Origin of the sequence: Arthrobacter sp. 2762 (genome assembly GCF_040548745.1) — a bacterium.
Lineage (GTDB): Bacteria > Actinomycetota > Actinomycetes > Actinomycetales > Micrococcaceae > Arthrobacter.
Genome location: NZ_JBEPSI010000009.1, coordinates 127396 through 144825 on the forward strand (window position 1 = coordinate 127396; position 17430 = coordinate 144825).

General features: G+C 62.3%; 17 protein-coding genes. 11 read left to right on the plus strand and 6 right to left on the minus strand.

Annotation, left to right across the window (positions count from 1 at the left end; genetic code table 11):
- The first annotated feature begins 81 nt into the window (after positions 1-81).
- The 11 genes from ABIE18_RS16945 to ABIE18_RS16995 all read left to right on the plus strand — a co-directional run bounded on the left by ABIE18_RS16945 (position 82) and on the right by ABIE18_RS16995 (position 10977).
- On the plus strand, positions 82-429 hold the full coding sequence (locus ABIE18_RS16945; RefSeq protein ID WP_309925213.1) for a molybdopterin oxidoreductase: 348 nt from the start codon (positions 82-84) through the stop codon (positions 427-429).
- Entirely contained in the window at positions 429-2897 is a 2469-nt protein-coding gene (nirB, locus tag ABIE18_RS16950; RefSeq protein ID WP_499723796.1) for a nitrite reductase large subunit NirB, read from the plus strand. Before ABIE18_RS16945 ends, nirB begins: the two co-directional genes overlap by 1 nt.
- Complete coding sequence (locus tag ABIE18_RS16955) at positions 2894-3202, plus strand: Rieske (2Fe-2S) protein (RefSeq protein ID WP_499723797.1); 309 nt, start codon at positions 2894-2896, stop codon at positions 3200-3202. The genes nirB and ABIE18_RS16955 overlap by 4 nt, the downstream gene beginning before the upstream one ends.
- 280 nt (positions 3203-3482) lie before the next feature.
- A complete protein-coding gene (locus tag ABIE18_RS16960) occupies positions 3483-4946 on the plus strand; it encodes an amino acid permease (RefSeq protein WP_499723798.1) in 1464 nt (487 codons plus the stop codon).
- A 217-nt stretch (positions 4947-5163) separates the two neighbouring features.
- Positions 5164-5622 (plus strand): SRPBCC family protein, encoded by a 459-nt coding sequence (locus ABIE18_RS16965; protein WP_499723799.1) that lies wholly within the window; start codon positions 5164-5166, stop codon positions 5620-5622.
- Positions 5622-6278 (plus strand): pentapeptide repeat-containing protein, encoded by a 657-nt coding sequence (locus ABIE18_RS16970; protein ID WP_431116362.1) that lies wholly within the window; start codon positions 5622-5624, stop codon positions 6276-6278. The genes ABIE18_RS16965 and ABIE18_RS16970 overlap by 1 nt, the downstream gene beginning before the upstream one ends.
- Positions 6279-6409: 131 nt before the next feature.
- Positions 6410-7636 (plus strand): thiolase family protein, encoded by a 1227-nt coding sequence (locus tag ABIE18_RS16975; protein ID WP_499723800.1) that lies wholly within the window; start codon positions 6410-6412, stop codon positions 7634-7636.
- The gene (locus ABIE18_RS16980; protein WP_499723801.1) at positions 7637-8440 is read left to right on the plus strand and encodes an enoyl-CoA hydratase/isomerase family protein; all 804 of its coding nucleotides are present in this window, start codon (positions 7637-7639) and stop codon (positions 8438-8440) included.
- Positions 8437-9300, plus strand: coding sequence for a 3-hydroxyacyl-CoA dehydrogenase family protein (locus ABIE18_RS16985; protein ID WP_499723802.1), 864 nt, complete (start codon positions 8437-8439; stop codon positions 9298-9300). Before ABIE18_RS16980 ends, ABIE18_RS16985 begins: the two co-directional genes overlap by 4 nt.
- A gap of 26 nt (positions 9301-9326) precedes the next feature.
- Entirely contained in the window at positions 9327-9923 is a 597-nt protein-coding gene (locus ABIE18_RS16990; RefSeq protein ID WP_499723803.1) for a GNAT family N-acetyltransferase, read from the plus strand.
- 157 nt (positions 9924-10080) lie between these two features.
- Positions 10081-10977: an SGNH/GDSL hydrolase family protein gene (locus ABIE18_RS16995; protein ID WP_499723804.1), complete on the plus strand. Its 897-nt coding sequence runs from the start codon at positions 10081-10083 to the stop codon at positions 10975-10977.
- A gap of 88 nt (positions 10978-11065) precedes the next feature.
- On the opposite strand, the gene ABIE18_RS17000 is transcribed toward ABIE18_RS16995, so the two are convergent.
- Genes ABIE18_RS17000 through ABIE18_RS17025 form a run of 6 tightly spaced genes read right to left on the minus strand, consistent with a single transcriptional unit; the run spans position 11066 to position 17374 of the window.
- Entirely contained in the window at positions 11066-12238 is a 1173-nt protein-coding gene (locus ABIE18_RS17000) for a Gfo/Idh/MocA family protein (RefSeq protein WP_499723908.1), read from the minus strand.
- 20 nt (positions 12239-12258) lie between these two features.
- Entirely contained in the window at positions 12259-13428 is a 1170-nt protein-coding gene (locus ABIE18_RS17005; protein ID WP_499723805.1) for a Gfo/Idh/MocA family protein, read from the minus strand.
- On the minus strand, positions 13425-14201 hold the full coding sequence (locus ABIE18_RS17010; protein ID WP_499723806.1) for a ThuA domain-containing protein: 777 nt from the start codon (positions 14199-14201) through the stop codon (positions 13425-13427). Before ABIE18_RS17010 ends, ABIE18_RS17005 begins: the two co-directional genes overlap by 4 nt.
- A 27-nt stretch (positions 14202-14228) precedes the next feature.
- Positions 14229-15092: a carbohydrate ABC transporter permease gene (locus ABIE18_RS17015; RefSeq protein WP_499723807.1), complete on the minus strand. Its 864-nt coding sequence runs from the start codon at positions 15090-15092 to the stop codon at positions 14229-14231.
- A gap of 7 nt (positions 15093-15099) precedes the next feature.
- On the minus strand, positions 15100-16125 hold the full coding sequence (locus tag ABIE18_RS17020) for a carbohydrate ABC transporter permease (protein WP_499723808.1): 1026 nt from the start codon (positions 16123-16125) through the stop codon (positions 15100-15102).
- A gap of 10 nt (positions 16126-16135) precedes the next feature.
- Positions 16136-17374, minus strand: coding sequence for a sugar ABC transporter substrate-binding protein (locus tag ABIE18_RS17025; protein ID WP_499723809.1), 1239 nt, complete (start codon positions 17372-17374; stop codon positions 16136-16138).
- Positions 17375-17430 lie beyond the last annotated feature (56 nt).

The following is a 17430-nucleotide window of genomic DNA, read 5'->3' on the forward strand; positions in this document are numbered from 1 at the left end:
CTGCATATGGAAACACGGCATCAAGCGTCCCGAAACAACGGTGGAGCACCATGGAAGGAAGCCGGCCGAAAGGATCTTTCCGTGATTTCCAAGAACCTCTTCCTCCAAGGCATTTTCCCGTTTGACGGCATCGGTATGGAAAAGCCGGTTCCCCTCCATAGCGAGCTCGCGCACTTTGTCCCGGACGGCGTCGTGAACCAGACGCTCTACTTCCGCGGCGGCAACTCCAGCTCCGAACTCATCGCAGTTGTCCTCATGCGCGACGGCGTCCCGATGCGGTATTTCCCCATCGGGGCCAAAGGCGACGTGCACGTCCCGTTGAGGGTCGTGGAAGATATCGAGGGCGGCTCGATGATCGAGTTGTACATCGCCGCGCCGGCCGGCGTCCGCGGTTCCGTGGTGGTGGACCTGGGCATGGTGGAGCACTGATGACCAGGCAGCTGGTGGTCATCGGGAACGGCATGGCCGGCGCACGTGCGGTGGAGGAGATCCTGGCCCGCGGCGGCGGGGACGCTTTCGACATCACCATTTTCGGCGATGAACCGTACGGAAACTACAACCGCATCATGCTCAGCCATGTGCTGTCCGGCGAGGAAAGCGATGCCGACATCTTCCTCAACGCCCTGCCGTGGTACCAGGAAAACAACATCACCCTGCACGCCGGGGTCCGCGTGGAGCGCATAGATAAGTACAGCAAGCACGTCTTCGCGGCCGATGGCAGGGTGGTCCCCTACGATGTCCTGATCATCGCCACCGGAAGCCACTCTTTCCTTCCCCCGATGGATGGCCTGTACACGCCCAGCGGATCGGTGCGTCACGGGGTCTTCACGTTCCGGACCATGGACGACACCCGCAAGATGGTCCAGTTCGCCCAGCACGAGCATCACCGCAAGGCTGTGGTGATTGGCGGGGGATTGCTGGGGCTCGAGGCTGCCCGGGGACTGCAGGCGTACGGCCTTGACGTGGCTGTGGTCCACTCAGGGGGCCACCTCATGAACGCGCAATTAGGGCCCGACGGCGGCGCAATACTGCGGCGAAGCGTCCAGGCGCTGGGCATCGAGGTCCACACAGGAAGCCGGACCACCGCTGTGCTGGGAAAGGACCGGATCACCGGCGTGCGGCTACGTGATGACACTGAGCTGGACTGCGACATGGTGGTTGTCACAGCCGGGATCCGGCCCAACGTGGATGTCGCCGTGGTGAGTGGCCTGGCCGTGGAACGGGCCATCGTGGTGGATGACCACCTGCGCGTCATGGACGAAGAGGACATTTATGCCGTGGGGGAGTGCGTTCAGCACCGGGGCGAGGTTTATGGGCTGGTGGCTCCCTTGTGGGAGCAGGCCGCCGTTCTGGCGGACCAGATCACCGGCGTGGATCGTTCATCGGTCTATCTTGGATCCCGGACCGCCACCAAACTGAAGGTGGCCGGCGTCGACGTCGCTTCCATGGGCTTGCCGGGCCCGGAACTCGACACGGATGAGCACCTTGTTTTCTCGGAACCGAGCCGGGGCGTGTTCAAGTCGATCGTGATCCGGGACAACAAGATGGTGGGCGCTACCCTGCTTGGTGACAGCCGCAAGGTTGCCTACTTGACCCAGGCTTTTGACCAAGGACTGCCCTTGCCGGAGGAGCGTATCTCGCTGATGTTCGATCTCGGCTCGCCAGGAGAAGACGAGAGTGTTTCCGAGCTGGCAGATGACGCGCAAGTCTGCAACTGCAACGGGGTCTCCAAAGGGGCACTTGTTTCGGCCGTACGTGGTGGGTGCCGCTCGGTACCAGCCGCCATGGACGCCACCCGAGCAGGCAAGGGGTGTGGTTCGTGCAAGTTGCTGGTCACGCAGGTGGTGGAGTGGGCGGCCGACGGTGCGGTAGAAGAAGACCCCGCAGCGAGCTACTACGTGCCTGGTATTCCCTTGGACAAGGCTGCGTTGATGTCCCGGATCCGGGAGCTTGGGCTGCGCTCGGTTTCGCAGGTTTTCGCCGCCTTGGCTCCAGACAGCGCGGAGGACGCCAAGTCCAAGATGGGCCTGGCCTCGCTCATGAAGATGATGCTGGCAGAGAAGTACATCGACGAGCGCGACGCCCGCTTTATCAATGACCGTGTGCATGCGAACATCCAGCGCGATGGGACATTCTCCGTGGTACCCCAGATGAAGGGCGGCGTGACCTCCGTGCAGCAGCTCCGGAGGATCGCCGACGTCGCCGAGAAGCACAACATTCCCATGATCAAGCTGACCGGTGGGCAACGCATTGACCTGCTGGGCGTTGCCAAGGAGGACCTCCCCACAGTCTGGGCCGATCTGGACATGCCGTCCGGCTATGCCTACGGCAAGAGTTTCCGCACTGTGAAGACCTGCGTGGGAAAGGACTACTGCCGCTTTGGGACGGGTGATTCCACTGGTTTGGGCATTTCGCTTGAGTCCCGCTTCCAGGGAATTGAGTCGCCGGCAAAACTGAAGCTCGCGGTCTCCGGATGTCCGCGGAACTGCGCAGAATCCTTGGTGAAGGACATTGGGGTCGTGGCGGTGGAGGGCGGCCGCTGGGAGATCTACATTGGGGGAGCGGCCGGCGCCCACATCCGTAAGGGCGATCTACTGGTCACGGTGGATACGCCCGAGGAAGTCACACTGCTGGCTGGCCGATTCATGCAGTACTACCGGGAAAACGCGAACTGGCTTGAACGGACATACGCGTTTGTTCCCCGGGTAGGGATTGAGCATCTTCGCAGCGTCATCCTGGATGACTCCGCGGGTATCGCTGCCCGCCTGGATGAGGCGATGCAGGAATCCGTGGACAACTACGTGGATCCGTGGAGTGAGCGCGATGATCCACTCACCCCTGGCCAATTCCGGACCTCGCTGCCCTTGACGGTGCTGCCGCAGGTGCCGGTCCGATGAAGATTCCACACGTCGTAGGGCCGGTGGACCAAATTCCGTTCGGCGAGGGCAGGGCGTTCGGGATCGACGGCGAGCAGGTTGCGGTCTTCCGGCTACGGGATGGGACCTTGCGGGCTGTCTCTGCGGTGTGCCCCCACAAAGGAGGCCCCCTCGCGGACGGAACCATTGATCAGCGTGTGGTGATGTGCCCACTCCACCAGCACTCGTTTGAGCTGGAAACCGGGTGTTCCACCACGGGAGCGAAGCCCCTGCGGACGTACGAAGTTTTCGCGGATGAGGCCCAGAACATCGTCGTCATTCCTTGAAGCAACGCGGGGTCACTTATGGCCCCTTTGGAAGGCCAACATGGGCCCCAAGTGACTGTGAGGATTGTTGTGTTCGGGGTGGGGCCTGTTGCCTGCGTCACGGGCATTCCCGTTAATCCCGTAAGATAGACGGGTTGCGCGAACCTTCGGCGTTCTGCGTTCTTTGTCACACTTCGGGGTCCTCCAGCGAGGAAAGCTCGAATTTTGTGTGGCAAAGGTGCCCATGTTCCGGCATGGGCGCAAACACCTACAGCAATACCCCAACCCACAAGGAACAGCTGTGCCGCAAAGTACCCCCACAGATCTCCAGAACCCGACGGCCACACCCAGCGCCGTCGATTCAACCCTCAGCGCTGAGGGATACCAGAAGACCCTGAGCCGGCGCCACGTCACCATGATTGCCATGGGAGGCGCAATCGGCGTCGGCCTGTTCATGGGCGCCGGTGGCCGCTTGGCCTCCACCGGCCCGGCCCTGATTTTCTCCTACGCAATCGCCGGCGTCATCGCCTACCTGCTGATGCGCGCCCTTGGCGAACTCATCATGTACCGCCAGACCTCGGGCTCGTTCGTGAGCTACGCCGGTGAAATGTTCGGCAAGAAGGGCGCCTTCCTTTCAGGTTGGATGTACTTCATCAACTGGGCCATGACCGGCATTGCCGAGCTCATCGCGATCGGCCTGTACTTCCAGTTCTTCTTCCCCAACGTTCCCGTTGAACTCTCCGCCATTGCAGCGCTGGTGCTGCTGGTGGCCGTGAACCTGTTCAGCGTCAAGGCGTTCGGCGAGTTCGAATTCTGGGCCTCCTGCCTCAAGGTCGCCGCCATCCTGATCTTCCTTGCCGTTGGCACCTTCATGGTTGTCACCAACGCCCAGGTGGGCACCGGCCATGCCTCGGTGGGCAACCTGTTCCACGACGACGGCGGCATGTTCCCCAAGGGCGGCCTGGTCATGATCCTGGTCCTCAACGCCGTGATCTTCGCCTACAACGCAATCGAACTCGTTGGTATTACTGCTGGTGAGATGGAGAACCCGGAACGTGAAGTTCCCAAGGCGATCCGCGCCGTCGTGATCCGCATTATTGTCTTCTATGTCGGTTCCGTGATGCTCCTTGCGATGTTGTTGCCGTCGGACCAGTACAAGGCGGGCACCTCGCCGTTCGTTACCGTGTTCGGCCAGATGGGCCTCGGCTGGATGGGCGACGTCATGAACATGATCGTCATCACCGCAGCCCTGTCCTCGTGCAACTCGGGCCTGTACTCGATCGGCCGCATCTTCCGGACCATGGCCAACAACGGCCACGCCCCGCAGTGGCTCACCAAAATGTCGTCCCGCCACGTGCCGTACGCGGCCATCCTCGCGATCGGCGGCGTCTACCTGGTGGGCATCCTGCTCAACATCTGGCTGGGTGGCTCCCACGCGTTCGACCTCGCGCTGAACACGGCATCCATCGGCGTGATCTTCACCTGGGGTTCCATTTTCGCGAGCCAGATTGCCCTGCGGAAGAAGCGCGGCAACGTCTCCACCCTGCCGATGCCCGGTTCGCCCTGGACCAGCTGGCTGGGCCTGGTTGCGCTGCTGGCCATCACCGTACTGATCGGCTTCGACACCATGACCGATAAGGCAACCGGCGAGGTCTTCCTTCTGGGTCTCTGGACCCTGGCGACCATCCCGTTCTTCGCCCTGGTCCTGTGGCTTGGCTGGCAGAAGGTCAAGAACAACGAGCCGAAGAGCGAACTCTTCAGCTAACGCTTCACTCGTAACGCTCGACGGCGGGTGCCTCCTTTACGGGGGCACCCGCCGTTCGCGTTGCGGGGCCTGGTGTACATCCCCCCGCCTCCCTAACCTCGCAAGCTCGGCCAGGGAACCCTGGCGGTGTGGGCCCTGCTGAGGAGTTTGGGGCGCAGAGCCGGCCCCACAGCGCCAGTCAGTTGGGAGTGTCAGTGCCCCGGACTAGGCTCGATGTATGGATCACACCACCACCCTGACGCAGCACATCAACGCCAGCCCGGAGAAAGTTTGGGCGGTCCTCTCGGACATTCCGGGCTCGGCCGGCACCCTTTCGGGCATCAATGCAATCCAGATGCTCAGTGAGGGTCCTTATGGGGAAGGTACCCGCTGGAAGGAAACACGGACCATGATGGGCAGGCAGGAAACCGTGGAGATGTGGGTGGACGAGGTGGACCCGCCCCGCAGTACCACGGTCAAAGCACTTCAGGGCGGCGCCGATTACACCACCCGCTTCAACCTGGCAGGGCGCGACGGCGGAACTGACCTTACGCTGACATTCGGCGCCGAGGTCCTCAAACCCACGCTCGTGAGCAAGGTCGCCATGGCCTTGTTCGGGAAGATAGGCATGAGCATCACGCGGAAGGCCCTCAGCAAGGACCTTGCCGAGATCGCTGCAAAGGCGGAATCCCTCTGATGGCGGCTGCAAAGGTGGCGGCCCCCAAGATCTCGCCGGTGCGCCTGGAAGAACTGCGCGACGACGACGCCCCGGACTTCCAGCGTGGCGAACGGTATGACGGCATCAGGTTTACCCGCGTGTCCGCCGATGGGGAGGAACTGAGCGGTGCTGACTTCATTGAGTGTGAGTTCACGGGCGTCTCGTTCAACGAGGCCCAGTTGCGTGGCGCCACGTTCCGGGAGTGCATCCTTGCGGAGCCTTATGCGCCAGTCTTCACTGCGGCCCGGACTTCCTGGCAGGACGTTGAGATCAGCAATCCGAGGTGGGGATCAGCCGAGCTGTACGAGGGCACGTGGCGGTCGGTGCGGATCGAGGGCGGCAAGCTGGACTACGTGAACCTCCGCGGTTCCAAGTTGATGGACGTCCAGATTTCAGATTGCATCATCAACGAGCTCGATCTGGGCGGCTGCACCGGGACGCGGGTTTCGCTGAAGAACTGCACTATTGGCACCTTGGACGTCACCGGTGCCAAGCTCAAGGACGTGGACCTGCGGAGTTCGGAGTTCCGGGGTATCAACGGATTGGCCGGGCTCGCCGGAGTTGTTATCGACGATTACCAGTTGAGTCTCATGGCCCCGTTGTTGGCCGGTCATCTGGGCATCCGGGTGGTCTAAGGCACTGCCCTGGCCGCCTGGGGAGATAGCTTCATCTGTTGACCCGGACGGCAGGCCGTGTAATCTTTATAGAACGAACGGTCGGTATATTATTCCCGACCGGTCCCTTTCACTTCGCGAAGGATGTTCTCATGGTCGAGGCTTTTCTTGTTGGCGGCGCACGGACGCCGGTTGGTCGTTACGGCGGGGCATTGTCCTCCGTCCGTCCTGACGACCTCGCCGCGCTGGTGGTCCGTGAGGCAGTGGCGCGTGCCGGCCTCGATCCTGACTCCATTGATGAGGTAATCCTCGGCAACGCCAACGGCGCTGGTGAGGAGAACCGCAACGTGGCACGCATGGCGACCATCCTCGCAGGACTTCCCCTCCACATCCCGGGCATCACCGTTAACAGGCTTTGTGCCTCCGGCCTGAGCGCCATCATCATGGCGGGCCAGATGATCAAGTCCGGCGCGGCGGACATCGTGGTGGCGGGTGGCGTCGAATCCATGAGCCGGGCACCCTGGGTCCAGGAGAAGCCCACCACTGCATTCGCCAAGCCGGGCCAGATCTTCGATACGTCCATCGGTTGGCGCTTCGTCAACCCGCTCTTCACCAAGGGCGAGCTCTCCCGTGACGGCAAGATGACCTACTCCATGCCTGAAACGGCCGAGGAAGTGGGCCGCGTGGACAACATCTCCCGCGAGGACGCAGACGCTTTCGCTGTCCGCTCGCACGAGCTCGCGTTGGCAGCCATTGCAGGCGGCCGGTTCAAGGACGAGATCGTTCCGGTCACAGTGAAGACCCGCAAGTCCGAGACCGTGGTGGACACTGATGAAGGTCCCCGCGAAGGCACCACCATGGATGTCCTGGCAGGGCTTCGGCCAGTAGTCCCCGGTGGCTCCGTCGTCACCGCGGGCAACTCCTCCAGCCTCAATGACGGCGCCTCTGCGATCATCGTCGCCTCCGAGGCAGCCATCAAGAAGTTCGGCCTGACGCCTCGCGCCCGCATCATCGATGGCGCTTCGGCGGGCTGTGAGCCGGAAATCATGGGCATCGGTCCTGTCCCGGCAACGCAGAAGGTCCTCGCCCGCACTGGCCTTACCGTGGACCAGCTCGGTGCTGTGGAACTTAATGAAGCTTTTGCCACCCAGTCCCTCGCCAGCATGCGGCGCCTGGGGCTGGACCCCGGAATCGTCAACAACGACGGCGGTGCCATCAGTTTGGGGCACCCGCTGGGTTCCAGCGGATCACGTCTGGCCATTACCCTTCTGGGCCGCATGGAGCGCGAGCTTGCCAGCAACAATGGACGGAAGCTTGGCCTTGCCACGATGTGCATCGGCGTGGGCCAAGGCACGGCAATGCTGCTGGAAGGCGTGTAAATGGCACTGAACCAGAAAGACTTCAGCACCCTCCTCCTCGAGGAACGTGAGGACAGGCTCACTGTTCTTCTCAACCGTCCCGAAGTACGCAATGCGATCGACCAAACCATGGTGGACGAGCTCCACCTCGTCTGCGCCGAACTGGAGCGCAACCCCAAGGTCCTGATCATCGCGGGCACGGACGGCGTCTTCGCCTCGGGCGCGGACATTGGACAGCTCCGGGAACGCCGGCGGGATGACGCACTGCGGGGGATCAACTCAACGATCTTCATGCGCATCGCCAAGCTGCCCATGCCCGTCATCGCAGCTTTGGACGGCTATTGCCTGGGTGGCGGTGCGGAGCTTGCCTATGCGGCAGACTTCCGGATCGGGACCCCCAGTGTCCGGATTGGCAACCCCGAAACAGGACTGGGAATCCTTGCTGCAGCTGGCGCCAGTTGGCGGCTCAAGGAGCTTGTGGGTGAACCGAAAGCCAAGGAAATCCTCCTCGCCGGCGCCGTGTTGCGGGCCGAGGAAGCGCTCCGAATCAGTCTGATCACCGAGATTCACGAGGCCCCTGAACTCATGGAAGCCGCGCACAATCTGGCTGACAGGATCGGCCGCCAGGACCCCCTTGCTGTCCGCATTACCAAGTCCGTTTTCCACGCTCCCGCGGAAGCACACCCGTTGATCGACACTCTTGCCCAGGGGATTCTCTTCGAATCTCAGGCCAAATTCGACAGGATGCAGGCTTTCCTGGACAAGAAATCGGCGAAGGCCGCCACCTCTTCCTCTTCTGCCAACGACGACAGGACCCAAAAATGACAAGCGTTCCCGCGATTCCCCACGTTGTTGGAGTCCTTGGCGGTGGCCGGATGGGTGCGGGAATCGCACATGCGTTCCTGACCAAGGGGGCCACAGTGATCGTGGTGGAGAGGGATCATGAGGCAGCGGCCGGAGCGCAGGGCCGGGTAGCAGATGCTGTGGCCAAGTCCGCTGCCCGTGGCACCCTGGGCGAAACCCCTGAAGAAGCCATGGCCAGGTTCAGCACGTCGACAGACTACGAATCCTTCATCCACTGCGGCCTGGTGGTAGAAGCAGTGCCCGAGGATTACGACCTTAAAGTCTCCGCGTTGAAGGCGGTGGAGGACCACCTTTCCGCGGATGCCTTCCTCGCCTCAAACACGTCGTCGTTGTCCGTGACGGGCTTGGCGAATGAACTCCGCAGGCCAGCCAACTTTGTCGGCCTGCACTTCTTTAACCCGGTGCCCGCCTCCACCCTCATCGAAGTGGTGCTGGCCAAGGAGACCTCGCCCGAACTCGCCCAAGCCGCGAAGAACTGGACGGAGGCACTCGGCAAGACCGCCGTCGTCGTCAATGACGCGCCGGGCTTTGCGTCCTCAAGGCTGGGCGTCGCTATTGCCTTGGAGGCAATGCGCATGGTTGAGGAGGGTGTGGCATCAGCGGAGGACATCGACGCCGCGATGGTCCTTGGGTACAAGCACCCCACCGGGCCGCTCAAGACCACGGACATCGTGGGTCTTGATGTTCGTCTGGGCATCGCGGAGTACCTGCATTCCACGCTGGGTGACCGCTTCGCTCCACCGCAGATCCTGAGGGACAAAGTGGCCCGAGGGGAGCTTGGCCGCAAAACGGGCAAGGGTTTCTTCGACTGGAACGACTGACGCCCGGGGCGGGTTAGGCTAACCGGGTGACCTCGATTGAACCCATTACCCTGACCGGCAAATTCGTGACCCTGGAACCCTTGCGGCCAGATCACCACGACGACCTTGTGGAGGCGGCCAAGGACGGCGAACTCTGGAAGCTCTGGTACACGTCCGTACCCGCGCCGGACGGTATGGCTGCCGAGATTGAGCGCAGGCTGGGCCTGCAAACCCAAGGTTCCATGGTGCCCTTCGCTACCAGGCTCAACAGCACGGGCAAGGTCATCGGAATGACGACGTACATGAACATCGATCACCAGACCCCTCGCTTGGAGATCGGCTCCACGTGGAACGCAGCGTCCGCGCACGGCACAGGCACCAACCCCGACTCCAAGCTGCTGCTTCTTCAGCATGCCTTTGAAAACCTTGGCTGCCCTGCCGTCGAGTTCCGGACGCACTGGCTCAACCACCAGTCCCGCGACGCCATTGCCCGACTCGGCGCCAAGCAGGACGGTGTGTTGCGAAACCACTCGCGCAGCAAGGACGGCACCCTTCGCGACACCGTGGTGTTTTCCATACTGGAACACGAATGGCCGGCGGTGAAGAACGGCCTGGAGTTCAGGCTGGCCAAGTACGGGCTTTAGTCCAGGCGTTGCCGTCAAGGTCTTCTCCCGCTTGCCTGTCCGGCGTAGTCTTGCCCACACATTGCCCCGGTACGCGGCCGACGGGTGGGCGAGCCGCGAAGTGGTCCTTTCTGAGGGACCACCGGAGCCCCACAGAGCAGCATGAAGGGGAATCATTATGGCAACTCATCGAGCACGACGCCGGCACTTGGCTTTTGCAGGCGGACTCGCCGCCCTGGCACTCACGTTAGGATTCACGGCCAGTCCGGCGACCGCCGCACCACCCCCACCTGTCACGTATGTGGCACTCGGTGATTCGTACACGGCAGGGACGGGTGCGGGAGACTTGTACCGTCCACCGGTAGCTTGTTGGCAGAGTAGTCCGGGCTATGTCGATGATGTCGCCGCGACAGGGCGCGTCACTTTGGTGGCGAATTTGGCCTGTCACGGAGCCGTGCTGTTCCCCGTCCCGCCCTTTTATGACGGAGTGACGCCAACTGTCGGTCAACAGATCGTCGCTGGGCAGCAGGCCTTGGCTGGTGCTGATCTGGTCAGCGTCACAGCTGGTGCCGTGGATGCCGGCAGTTTGCTCGCTTTGCAGAACTGCTCTACGCCGGATACACAGCTATGCGCGGCCACCGTTTCCGGGATCATCGCCAATCTTCCTGTGATCGAGTCCGGACTTGAGATCATCTATCAAAAAATCCGAGCCTCGGCTCCGGAGGCGACCCTCGCTGTCATGGGCTATCCGCGGCTTTTTGATCCCGCCAATGGTCTCCCGGTGATCCCGCCTGCGAACCAAGCCCAAGTGAATCTGGCCATCGATGCCCTCAACGCGACAATTGCCAAGGCGGTGGCTGACAGCCAAACCAACGCCAAGTTCATCGATGTCACCAAGAAGTTCCTCGGGCATGCAGCGAATTCTGCAGATCCGTGGCTTGTGATGGTCCTGGCGCCCGTACCCCCGTTTGATCGTCTGCCCGACGCTAACTTCCATCCGAACGAGGCAGGGCATCTGGCCTACGCCGCAGCCCTGCTGTCCGCGATCAAACCCGCGCAGCTCGCCAAGCGTTAGACCGCTAAGACGTCGCGAACCCGCTGTTTCGTTGTTGCCCAGCAACGGAACAGCGGGTTCGTAACGTTTATGCAGGCTGGCTCCAGGCTCACACCCTCTGCCAACGGCTATCCGCCTCCGCGCTGGCCTCCACTGCCGCCAGCACTTTCTGGACCTGCAACGCATCAGAGAACGACGGCGAGGGCTGCTTCCCAGCGCCGATGGCGTTCACGAGGTCCACCACCTGATGCGTGAACCCGTGCTCGTAGCCCAGGCCGTGCCCGGTGGGCCACCAGTTCCCGACGTAGGGGTGCGATGGCTCCGTCACGATGATCCGCCGGAAACCGGCGTCCGCGTCTGTGGCGTCGTAGAAAGACAGCACGTTCATGTCTTCGAAGTCGAAAGCCAACGAGCCAAGCGTGCCATTGAGTTCCAACCGCATGGCGTTCTTCCGTCCCAGGGCAAACCGCGTCGCCTCGAACACGCCGATTGGGGCGGCGTCGGATGTCTTCCCGGCGCCGGATGTCTTTCCGCCGAAACGGGCCGTGAAGATCGTTGCGTCGTCCACAGTTACTGGGCCGCGCGGACCGTCTGTACCACCGTGCCCACCGAGGCCTACGAAGTCACCGCCGATCGGCCGCTCCTTCACGAACGTCTCCATCAGAGCCGAGACACCCGTGATGCTGGACCCGGTGATCCACTGGGCAGCGTCGATACTGTGGGCACCGATATCACCCAGCGAACCAGAGCCGGACTTTGACTTGTCCAGGCGCCACGTCAGCGGAGCGTCCGCGTCCGACAACCAGTCCTGGAGATACTGGGCCCTGACGTGCCGGAGCTCGCCCAACCGGCCGTCGTCCACCATCCGCTTAGCAAGGGCCAGTGCAGGAGTTCGCCGATACGTGAAACCGCACATCGAGTACACGCCCCGCTCAGCGGCCGAGGATGCCACGGCGGTCATCTTCTCGGCCTCACCCACACTGTTGGCCAAGGGCTTCTCGCACAGCACGTGTTTGCCCGCTTCCAAGGCGGCAATCGCGATCTCGGCGTGCGTGTTTCCGGGGGAACAAATATCGATCAGGTCAATATCATCGCGCTCGATCAGGCGACGCCAATCCGTCTCCACGGAATCGCAACCGAGCTTGTCCGCAGCCGCCTGAGCAGCGGCAGCATTTCTGCCAGCCAGCGCCGTCAGCTCGGGCGCAAGTGGGAGATCGAAGAAGCGCGGCGCCGTTCGCCAGGCATGCGAGTGGACGGCACCCATGAAGGAGTAGCCCACCATGCCTACCCGCAGCTTCCGCGTCACAGCCGAATGCCTTCCCCCGCAAGCGCGCTGCCTCCCGCAAGCGCACTGTCTCCCGCAAGCGCACTCCGAACCGAGGTCCAGGACTTCAAGACCTCCAACACGGCGGGGTCCCGCTCGGCAAGGAGTGCCTGTTGGTATGAGTCCTCAAGCAGCGCGTCCACGGAAACCCGGGTGCCGTTGGCCGCACTGAGAATGGCGGCTTCCACCATGGCCAGGCTCATGATGTTTTGGTGCACCTGGCCCATCGGGGTGCTTCCCGTGCGGACTGCAGTTACGAAGTCGCGCAGGGAGCCAGCGATTTCCTGGCCAGAATCCTCAGAACTGGCTGCATCGCCGGAAACAGGAACAGAAGACACAGGTGCATTGTCCCCATCCCACAAGACGGTGCCTTGTTCGCCGCTGATCCTCCATGAGGCGTTCCACGAGGTTTCCTGGCCCGGGCTGCACCAGCTTCCGTTGAACACGAAGCGCTCGCCGCCGGTCATTTCGAACACGGCCGTGGCCCCGGCATCACCGCGGTACCAACTCCACGAGGGGTTGTACTCCTCGCAGAAAACCGAGACCGGATCGGCGTCCAGCAGGAACCGGGCCATGTCGAATTGATGGATCGCCATGTCCAGCAGCAGGGGATGGTCCATGGCATCGCGGAATCCGCCAAAGTGCGGCGCCTTGAAGAACTCGGCAGAAACAATGCCAACAGAGCCCAGAGACCCGGACAGCCGCTTGGCTTCAAAGAGCTGCCGGTTGTAGCGCCGGGATTGACTGACCATGAACAGCTGGCCGTGAAGCTCCGCAGCGGCTGCCAAAGAAAGCCCTTGCGCCACCGTGGAGGCCACGGGCTTTTCGCCAAGGACCGGCAGGCCCGCAGCGAGCGACTCGGTAGTGACCGGATGATGCGCGGCCGGAACGGTGACGTTGATGACCGCTTGGGCTCCGACGTCGGACGCCAGTGCCGCTGTACTGGCACCTACCGGAAGGTCCGGACGGCCCAGTGAAGCTGCAGCCTCAGCGGCCGTGGCAAGATCCAGATCCACGATGCCCACAAGCTCCACCAACGGTGACGACTCAACGGTCCGAAGCCAAGCGCGGCCCATGCCCCCGGCGCCGACCACTACGACGCGAAGGGGAGTGCCGTCGTCGGGGATTGTGGCGAAAGGCGTGCTCACGCGTTTGCTCCTTGGTAGCTCTTGCCGTTGAAGAAGTCGTTGGTTTCGTAGCGAAGCAGCTCAGGGACGGCGCGCTGGGGACGGTCGGTGACGGCCCATTCCACGGCGTTGGCGATGACCCTGCGGATGTCTTTGTGGTGATAGACGGGGTAATCCTGGTCGCCGGGGCTGAAGAAGAAGATCTTGCCGTGTCCGCGCCGGAACGTGCAGCCCGAACGGAAGACCTCGCCGCCGCTGAACGAGCTGATGAATACGAGTTCATCCGGCGTGGGGATATCGAAAAATTCGCCGTACATTTCCTGCTCAGGGATCACGATGGGGTGGGGAACGCCCTTGGCGATGGGGTGGGTCGGGTCCACTGTCCATACGAGTTCGCGGTCATGTTCCGAGCGCCAGCGCAGCGTGCAGGTGGTGCCCATGAGCTTGGTGAAGATCTTTGACCAGTGCCCGGAGTGCAGCACAATCAGGCCCATGCCCGCGAGTACGTGGCGGTGGACGCGCTCCACGATTTCGTCGTCAACGTCAGCGTGGGACATGTGTCCCCACCAAGTGAGGACGTCGGTGTTGGCGAGGACTTCTTCAGAGAGCCCATGCTCGGGTTCGTCCAGTGTTGCGGTGCGGACTTCGACGCCGGAACCCAGGTTCTCCTCGATGCCCGCCTTGACGGCGCCGTGCATTCCTTCCGGGTACAGGCGTGCCACGAGTTCGTCCCGCTTCTCGTGCCGGTTTTCGCTCCAGACGGTGACGCGGATGGGCTTGCTTGTTTCAGGCATGATTCTTTCCTTCTGATGAGTGGGGGTCTACTTGACCGCGCCGCCGGTGGTGCCCGCGGCGATGTATTTTTGGGCCGCGACCAACAGGACGATGGCCGGGATGGAGGCGAGTACCGCCGTCGCCATCACTGAACTCCAGTCGTTCACGTAGGCGCCGATGTACTGGAAGATGCCCAGGGTGACGGGGCGGACCGCTTCCGTGGTGGTCAGGGTCAGGGCGAACAGGAAGTCGCTCCAGGCGAACAGGAACGTAAAGAGTCCTGCAGTGATCAGCGAGTTCCGGCTGAGGGGAATCACGATCGACCAGAACGCCCGGACGTGCCCCGCTCCGTCCACACGCGCTGCCTCGATCACGGACGCCGGCATGCCGTTCATGAATGCCCGGATGATGAGGATGGCGAACGGGATTCCGTGTGCCGAGTCCGCGAGGATCAGGCCCGGAATGGAGTTGAGCAGCCCGAGGTCGTTGTATGCCGTGTACAGCGCGTTGGCCACCACGATGCCGGGGATCATCTGGCTGATAAGGATGCCGAAGAGGACAACGCCAGCGCCGCGGACCTTGAAATAGGCCAGCGCGTAGGCCGCCGGAGCTGCGATTGCCAGGCTCAATGCCACACTGCCCAGGGAGATGATCAGACTCGTGCCGAGGTTTCCGGCTTGCTCACTGATGGCTGTGGCATAGCCGGTGAAGTCGGGTTTCAAGGGCAGCCACGAGGTTTCCAAGGTAGTGCCGTTTGGCTGCAGGGAGGCGTTGATCATCCAGTAGACGGGGAACAGCATGATGGCCAAGAAGAAGATAGCCAGCGCCGTGTAGCCCCAGTTCTTGCGGTTGCTCGCCGGTGCTTTTGCTCTGCTGGGCCGGAGTGTGGGTGCTTTCAGTACGGTTGTCATGGTTTCCTCACTCATCCACAGCGCGTCGGCTTGCCCGCAGGTACAACACTGCGAACACCAGGGAAATGATCACCAACACGTTGCCCAGGGCCGCGCCTTCACCGAATTTGAACTCGTGGAAGGAGAGATCGTAGGACTGCGTGGCGATGGTCTGGGTCGAGTTCGCCGGGCCACCATTGGTCAGGCCCAGGATGATGTCCAGCACCTTGAGGGTGTAGACGACGCCGAGCACCAGCACCACGCTCACCACGGGACGGAGCATCGGCCAGGTGATATGCCGGAACGCCTTCCAACCCGTCGCGCCATCCAGGGACCCGGCCTCGTAAAGCTCGTCCGGGATCTCCTGCAGGCCGCCGTAGAGGATGGTCAGGTTGAACGGGATGCCGATCCAGATGTTCACGCCCACCACAGCGATCAACGCCAACGAGGTGCTGGTCAGCCACGGAACACCAGTGTTGATGATGCCCAGATCCCCCAGGAAACGGTTGAGCGCTCCGCTGTCCTTGTCCAGAATCCAACGCCACACGGCACTCGAAACAATCAGTGGAAGCAGCCACGGTAGTAGAAGCAGCGACCGCAGGATGCCGTTGAGCGGGAACTTGCGTTGGAAGAAGATCGCCAACGCCAGCCCGATCACGAACTGCCCCAGGATGGAACCTATCGTGAACAGCGCGGTGTTCAGCAGCGAGGTGGAAAACAACGACGACGACAAGACAGTTACGTAGTTGGCCAGCCCTACCCATGGGGCTTCTCCGGTGAAGAAGGTAGCCGTGGTGTAGTCCTGGAAACTCATGACGACGTTCTTGACCACGGGGTAGCCGAAGAACAGCGCCATGTAGACCACGGCAGGTACCAGGAAGAGCCACTGGAAGATGCGCTCGCGGCGTTGGCGGGTGCGCCGTCGTGGTGTCTGCGCTTCTGTAGGCGAGCCTGCCGGGCGGCCGTGCTTGCGGCTGGTCTTTGCGTTGGCCTTTCCTGCGGCCTTTCCGGTGGAACGTGCCGCCGTTTGCGACAAATCTGTTGTCAATGACATGGCTCGCTGCTTACTGGCCTTGCGCTTGCTTGAGGGCATCGGCCGGAGAGGCGTTACCGGTCAGGGCTGTCTGGATAGCGGTGTAGATCTTGGTTGCCTGGGCCGGCCATTCTGCACCGAGCTCCCCGGTGCGGGCACGGGCAGTCTTGATCAGCTCAGTGAACGTAGCGAGCTTGGGGTTTTCGGTGGCGAACTTCTCCGCCAACGTGGTCTTGGAAGGAATGGTGTTGCGGACCTTGGCCATGGCCATCTGGTTCTCGTCGCTGTTCAGGCAGGCAACCACTTCCGCGGCCTTGGCCTGTCGTGCCTTGTTGCCGGTCTGGGGGACCGTCCATACTTCGCCACCCAGCGGGGCAACGGACGTTTGGCCGGCTTCACGAACGGGGATCTTGACCACGCCGTACTGCAGAGTGGGCTGCTTATCCAGGGCCGGGATCTGCCAAGGGCCGTTGACCATCATGGCTGCTTTGCCGGCCATGAACTGGTCCTTGACATCGGCCTGGGTCCAGTTCAGGGCCGAGGAAGAGACGGAGCCGCTCTTGACCAGGTCGGTCCAGAGTTGCAGTGCCTGCTCAGTTTCCTTGGTGTCAATCTTCTTCTCGTCGCCTCCGTTGGACCACATGACCGGGAGGAACTGCCAGGTGCCTTCATAGGTGGGGTTGGCATTGAACGCGAGCCCGTACTGGTCGCCGGCGGTGAGCTTGGCGGAGGCTGCCTTCAGCTCATCCCAGGTGGTGGGCGGGGTTACTCCAGCCTTGTCCAGAATGTCCTTGTTGTAGAACAGGGCAATCGTGTTCACGGTGGGAGCCAGGCCGTAGACCTTGTCCTTGTAGGTGCCTGCGCTCAGGACACCCTCGGCGAAGTTGTCTGTGCTGATCTTGAAGTCTGACAAGGGAGCCAAAGCGCCGGTGGCGGCAATCTGCTGCAGGTCCGGATTGTCCAGCATGAGCACGTCGGGAAGGGTCTTGGAGGAGGACTGCTGGAGCACCTTGGAGATGAGGGACTTGCCCGGGACGGTCTCCCGCTTGATCGTGACACCTGCCTGGGTGCCGCACTTGGTCAGGGCGTCGCCGATGAAGGACTTGTCCGGCTCGTTGTTGTAGTAGTCCATCACGGAGATCTCAGTGACGGCCTCCGACGACGATGCCGCAGTGGAGGTCCCGCAGGCTGAGAGGGCCAAGGGGAGGCCGACCAATGCAGCGACGGCGAGGGCAAGAGGACGACGGGTTGTCCTTTGTGCTGACTTCATTGTCTGTTCCTTTTTTCTGGTGTGAGTTATCGATGCGCATCGACGATGCGTATCGA

What these genes read in the sequence shown, in the direction of transcription:
- nirB (WP_499723796.1), top strand. Translation starts at nt 429, where the DNA reads ATGACCAGGCAGCTGGTGGTCATCGGGAACGGCATGGCCGGCGCACGT.
- ABIE18_RS16955 (WP_499723797.1), top strand. Translation starts at nt 2,894, where the DNA reads ATGAAGATTCCACACGTCGTAGGGCCGGTGGACCAAATTCCGTTCGGC.
- ABIE18_RS16965 (WP_499723799.1), top strand. Translation starts at nt 5,164, where the DNA reads ATGGATCACACCACCACCCTGACGCAGCACATCAACGCCAGCCCGGAG.
- ABIE18_RS16970 (WP_431116362.1), top strand. Translation starts at nt 5,622, where the DNA reads ATGGCGGCTGCAAAGGTGGCGGCCCCCAAGATCTCGCCGGTGCGCCTG.
- ABIE18_RS16975 (WP_499723800.1), top strand. Translation starts at nt 6,410, where the DNA reads ATGGTCGAGGCTTTTCTTGTTGGCGGCGCACGGACGCCGGTTGGTCGT.
- ABIE18_RS16980 (WP_499723801.1), top strand. Translation starts at nt 7,637, where the DNA reads ATGGCACTGAACCAGAAAGACTTCAGCACCCTCCTCCTCGAGGAACGT.
- ABIE18_RS16985 (WP_499723802.1), top strand. Translation starts at nt 8,437, where the DNA reads ATGACAAGCGTTCCCGCGATTCCCCACGTTGTTGGAGTCCTTGGCGGT.
- ABIE18_RS16995 (WP_499723804.1), top strand. Translation starts at nt 10,081, where the DNA reads ATGGCAACTCATCGAGCACGACGCCGGCACTTGGCTTTTGCAGGCGGA.
- ABIE18_RS17000 (WP_499723908.1), bottom strand. Translation starts at nt 12,238, where the DNA reads ATGGTGGGCTACTCCTTCATGGGTGCCGTCCACTCGCATGCCTGGCGA.
- ABIE18_RS17010 (WP_499723806.1), bottom strand. Translation starts at nt 14,201, where the DNA reads ATGCCTGAAACAAGCAAGCCCATCCGCGTCACCGTCTGGAGCGAAAAC.
- ABIE18_RS17015 (WP_499723807.1), bottom strand. Translation starts at nt 15,092, where the DNA reads ATGACAACCGTACTGAAAGCACCCACACTCCGGCCCAGCAGAGCAAAA.
- ABIE18_RS17020 (WP_499723808.1), bottom strand. Translation starts at nt 16,125, where the DNA reads ATGTCATTGACAACAGATTTGTCGCAAACGGCGGCACGTTCCACCGGA.
- ABIE18_RS17025 (WP_499723809.1), bottom strand. Translation starts at nt 17,374, where the DNA reads ATGAAGTCAGCACAAAGGACAACCCGTCGTCCTCTTGCCCTCGCCGTC.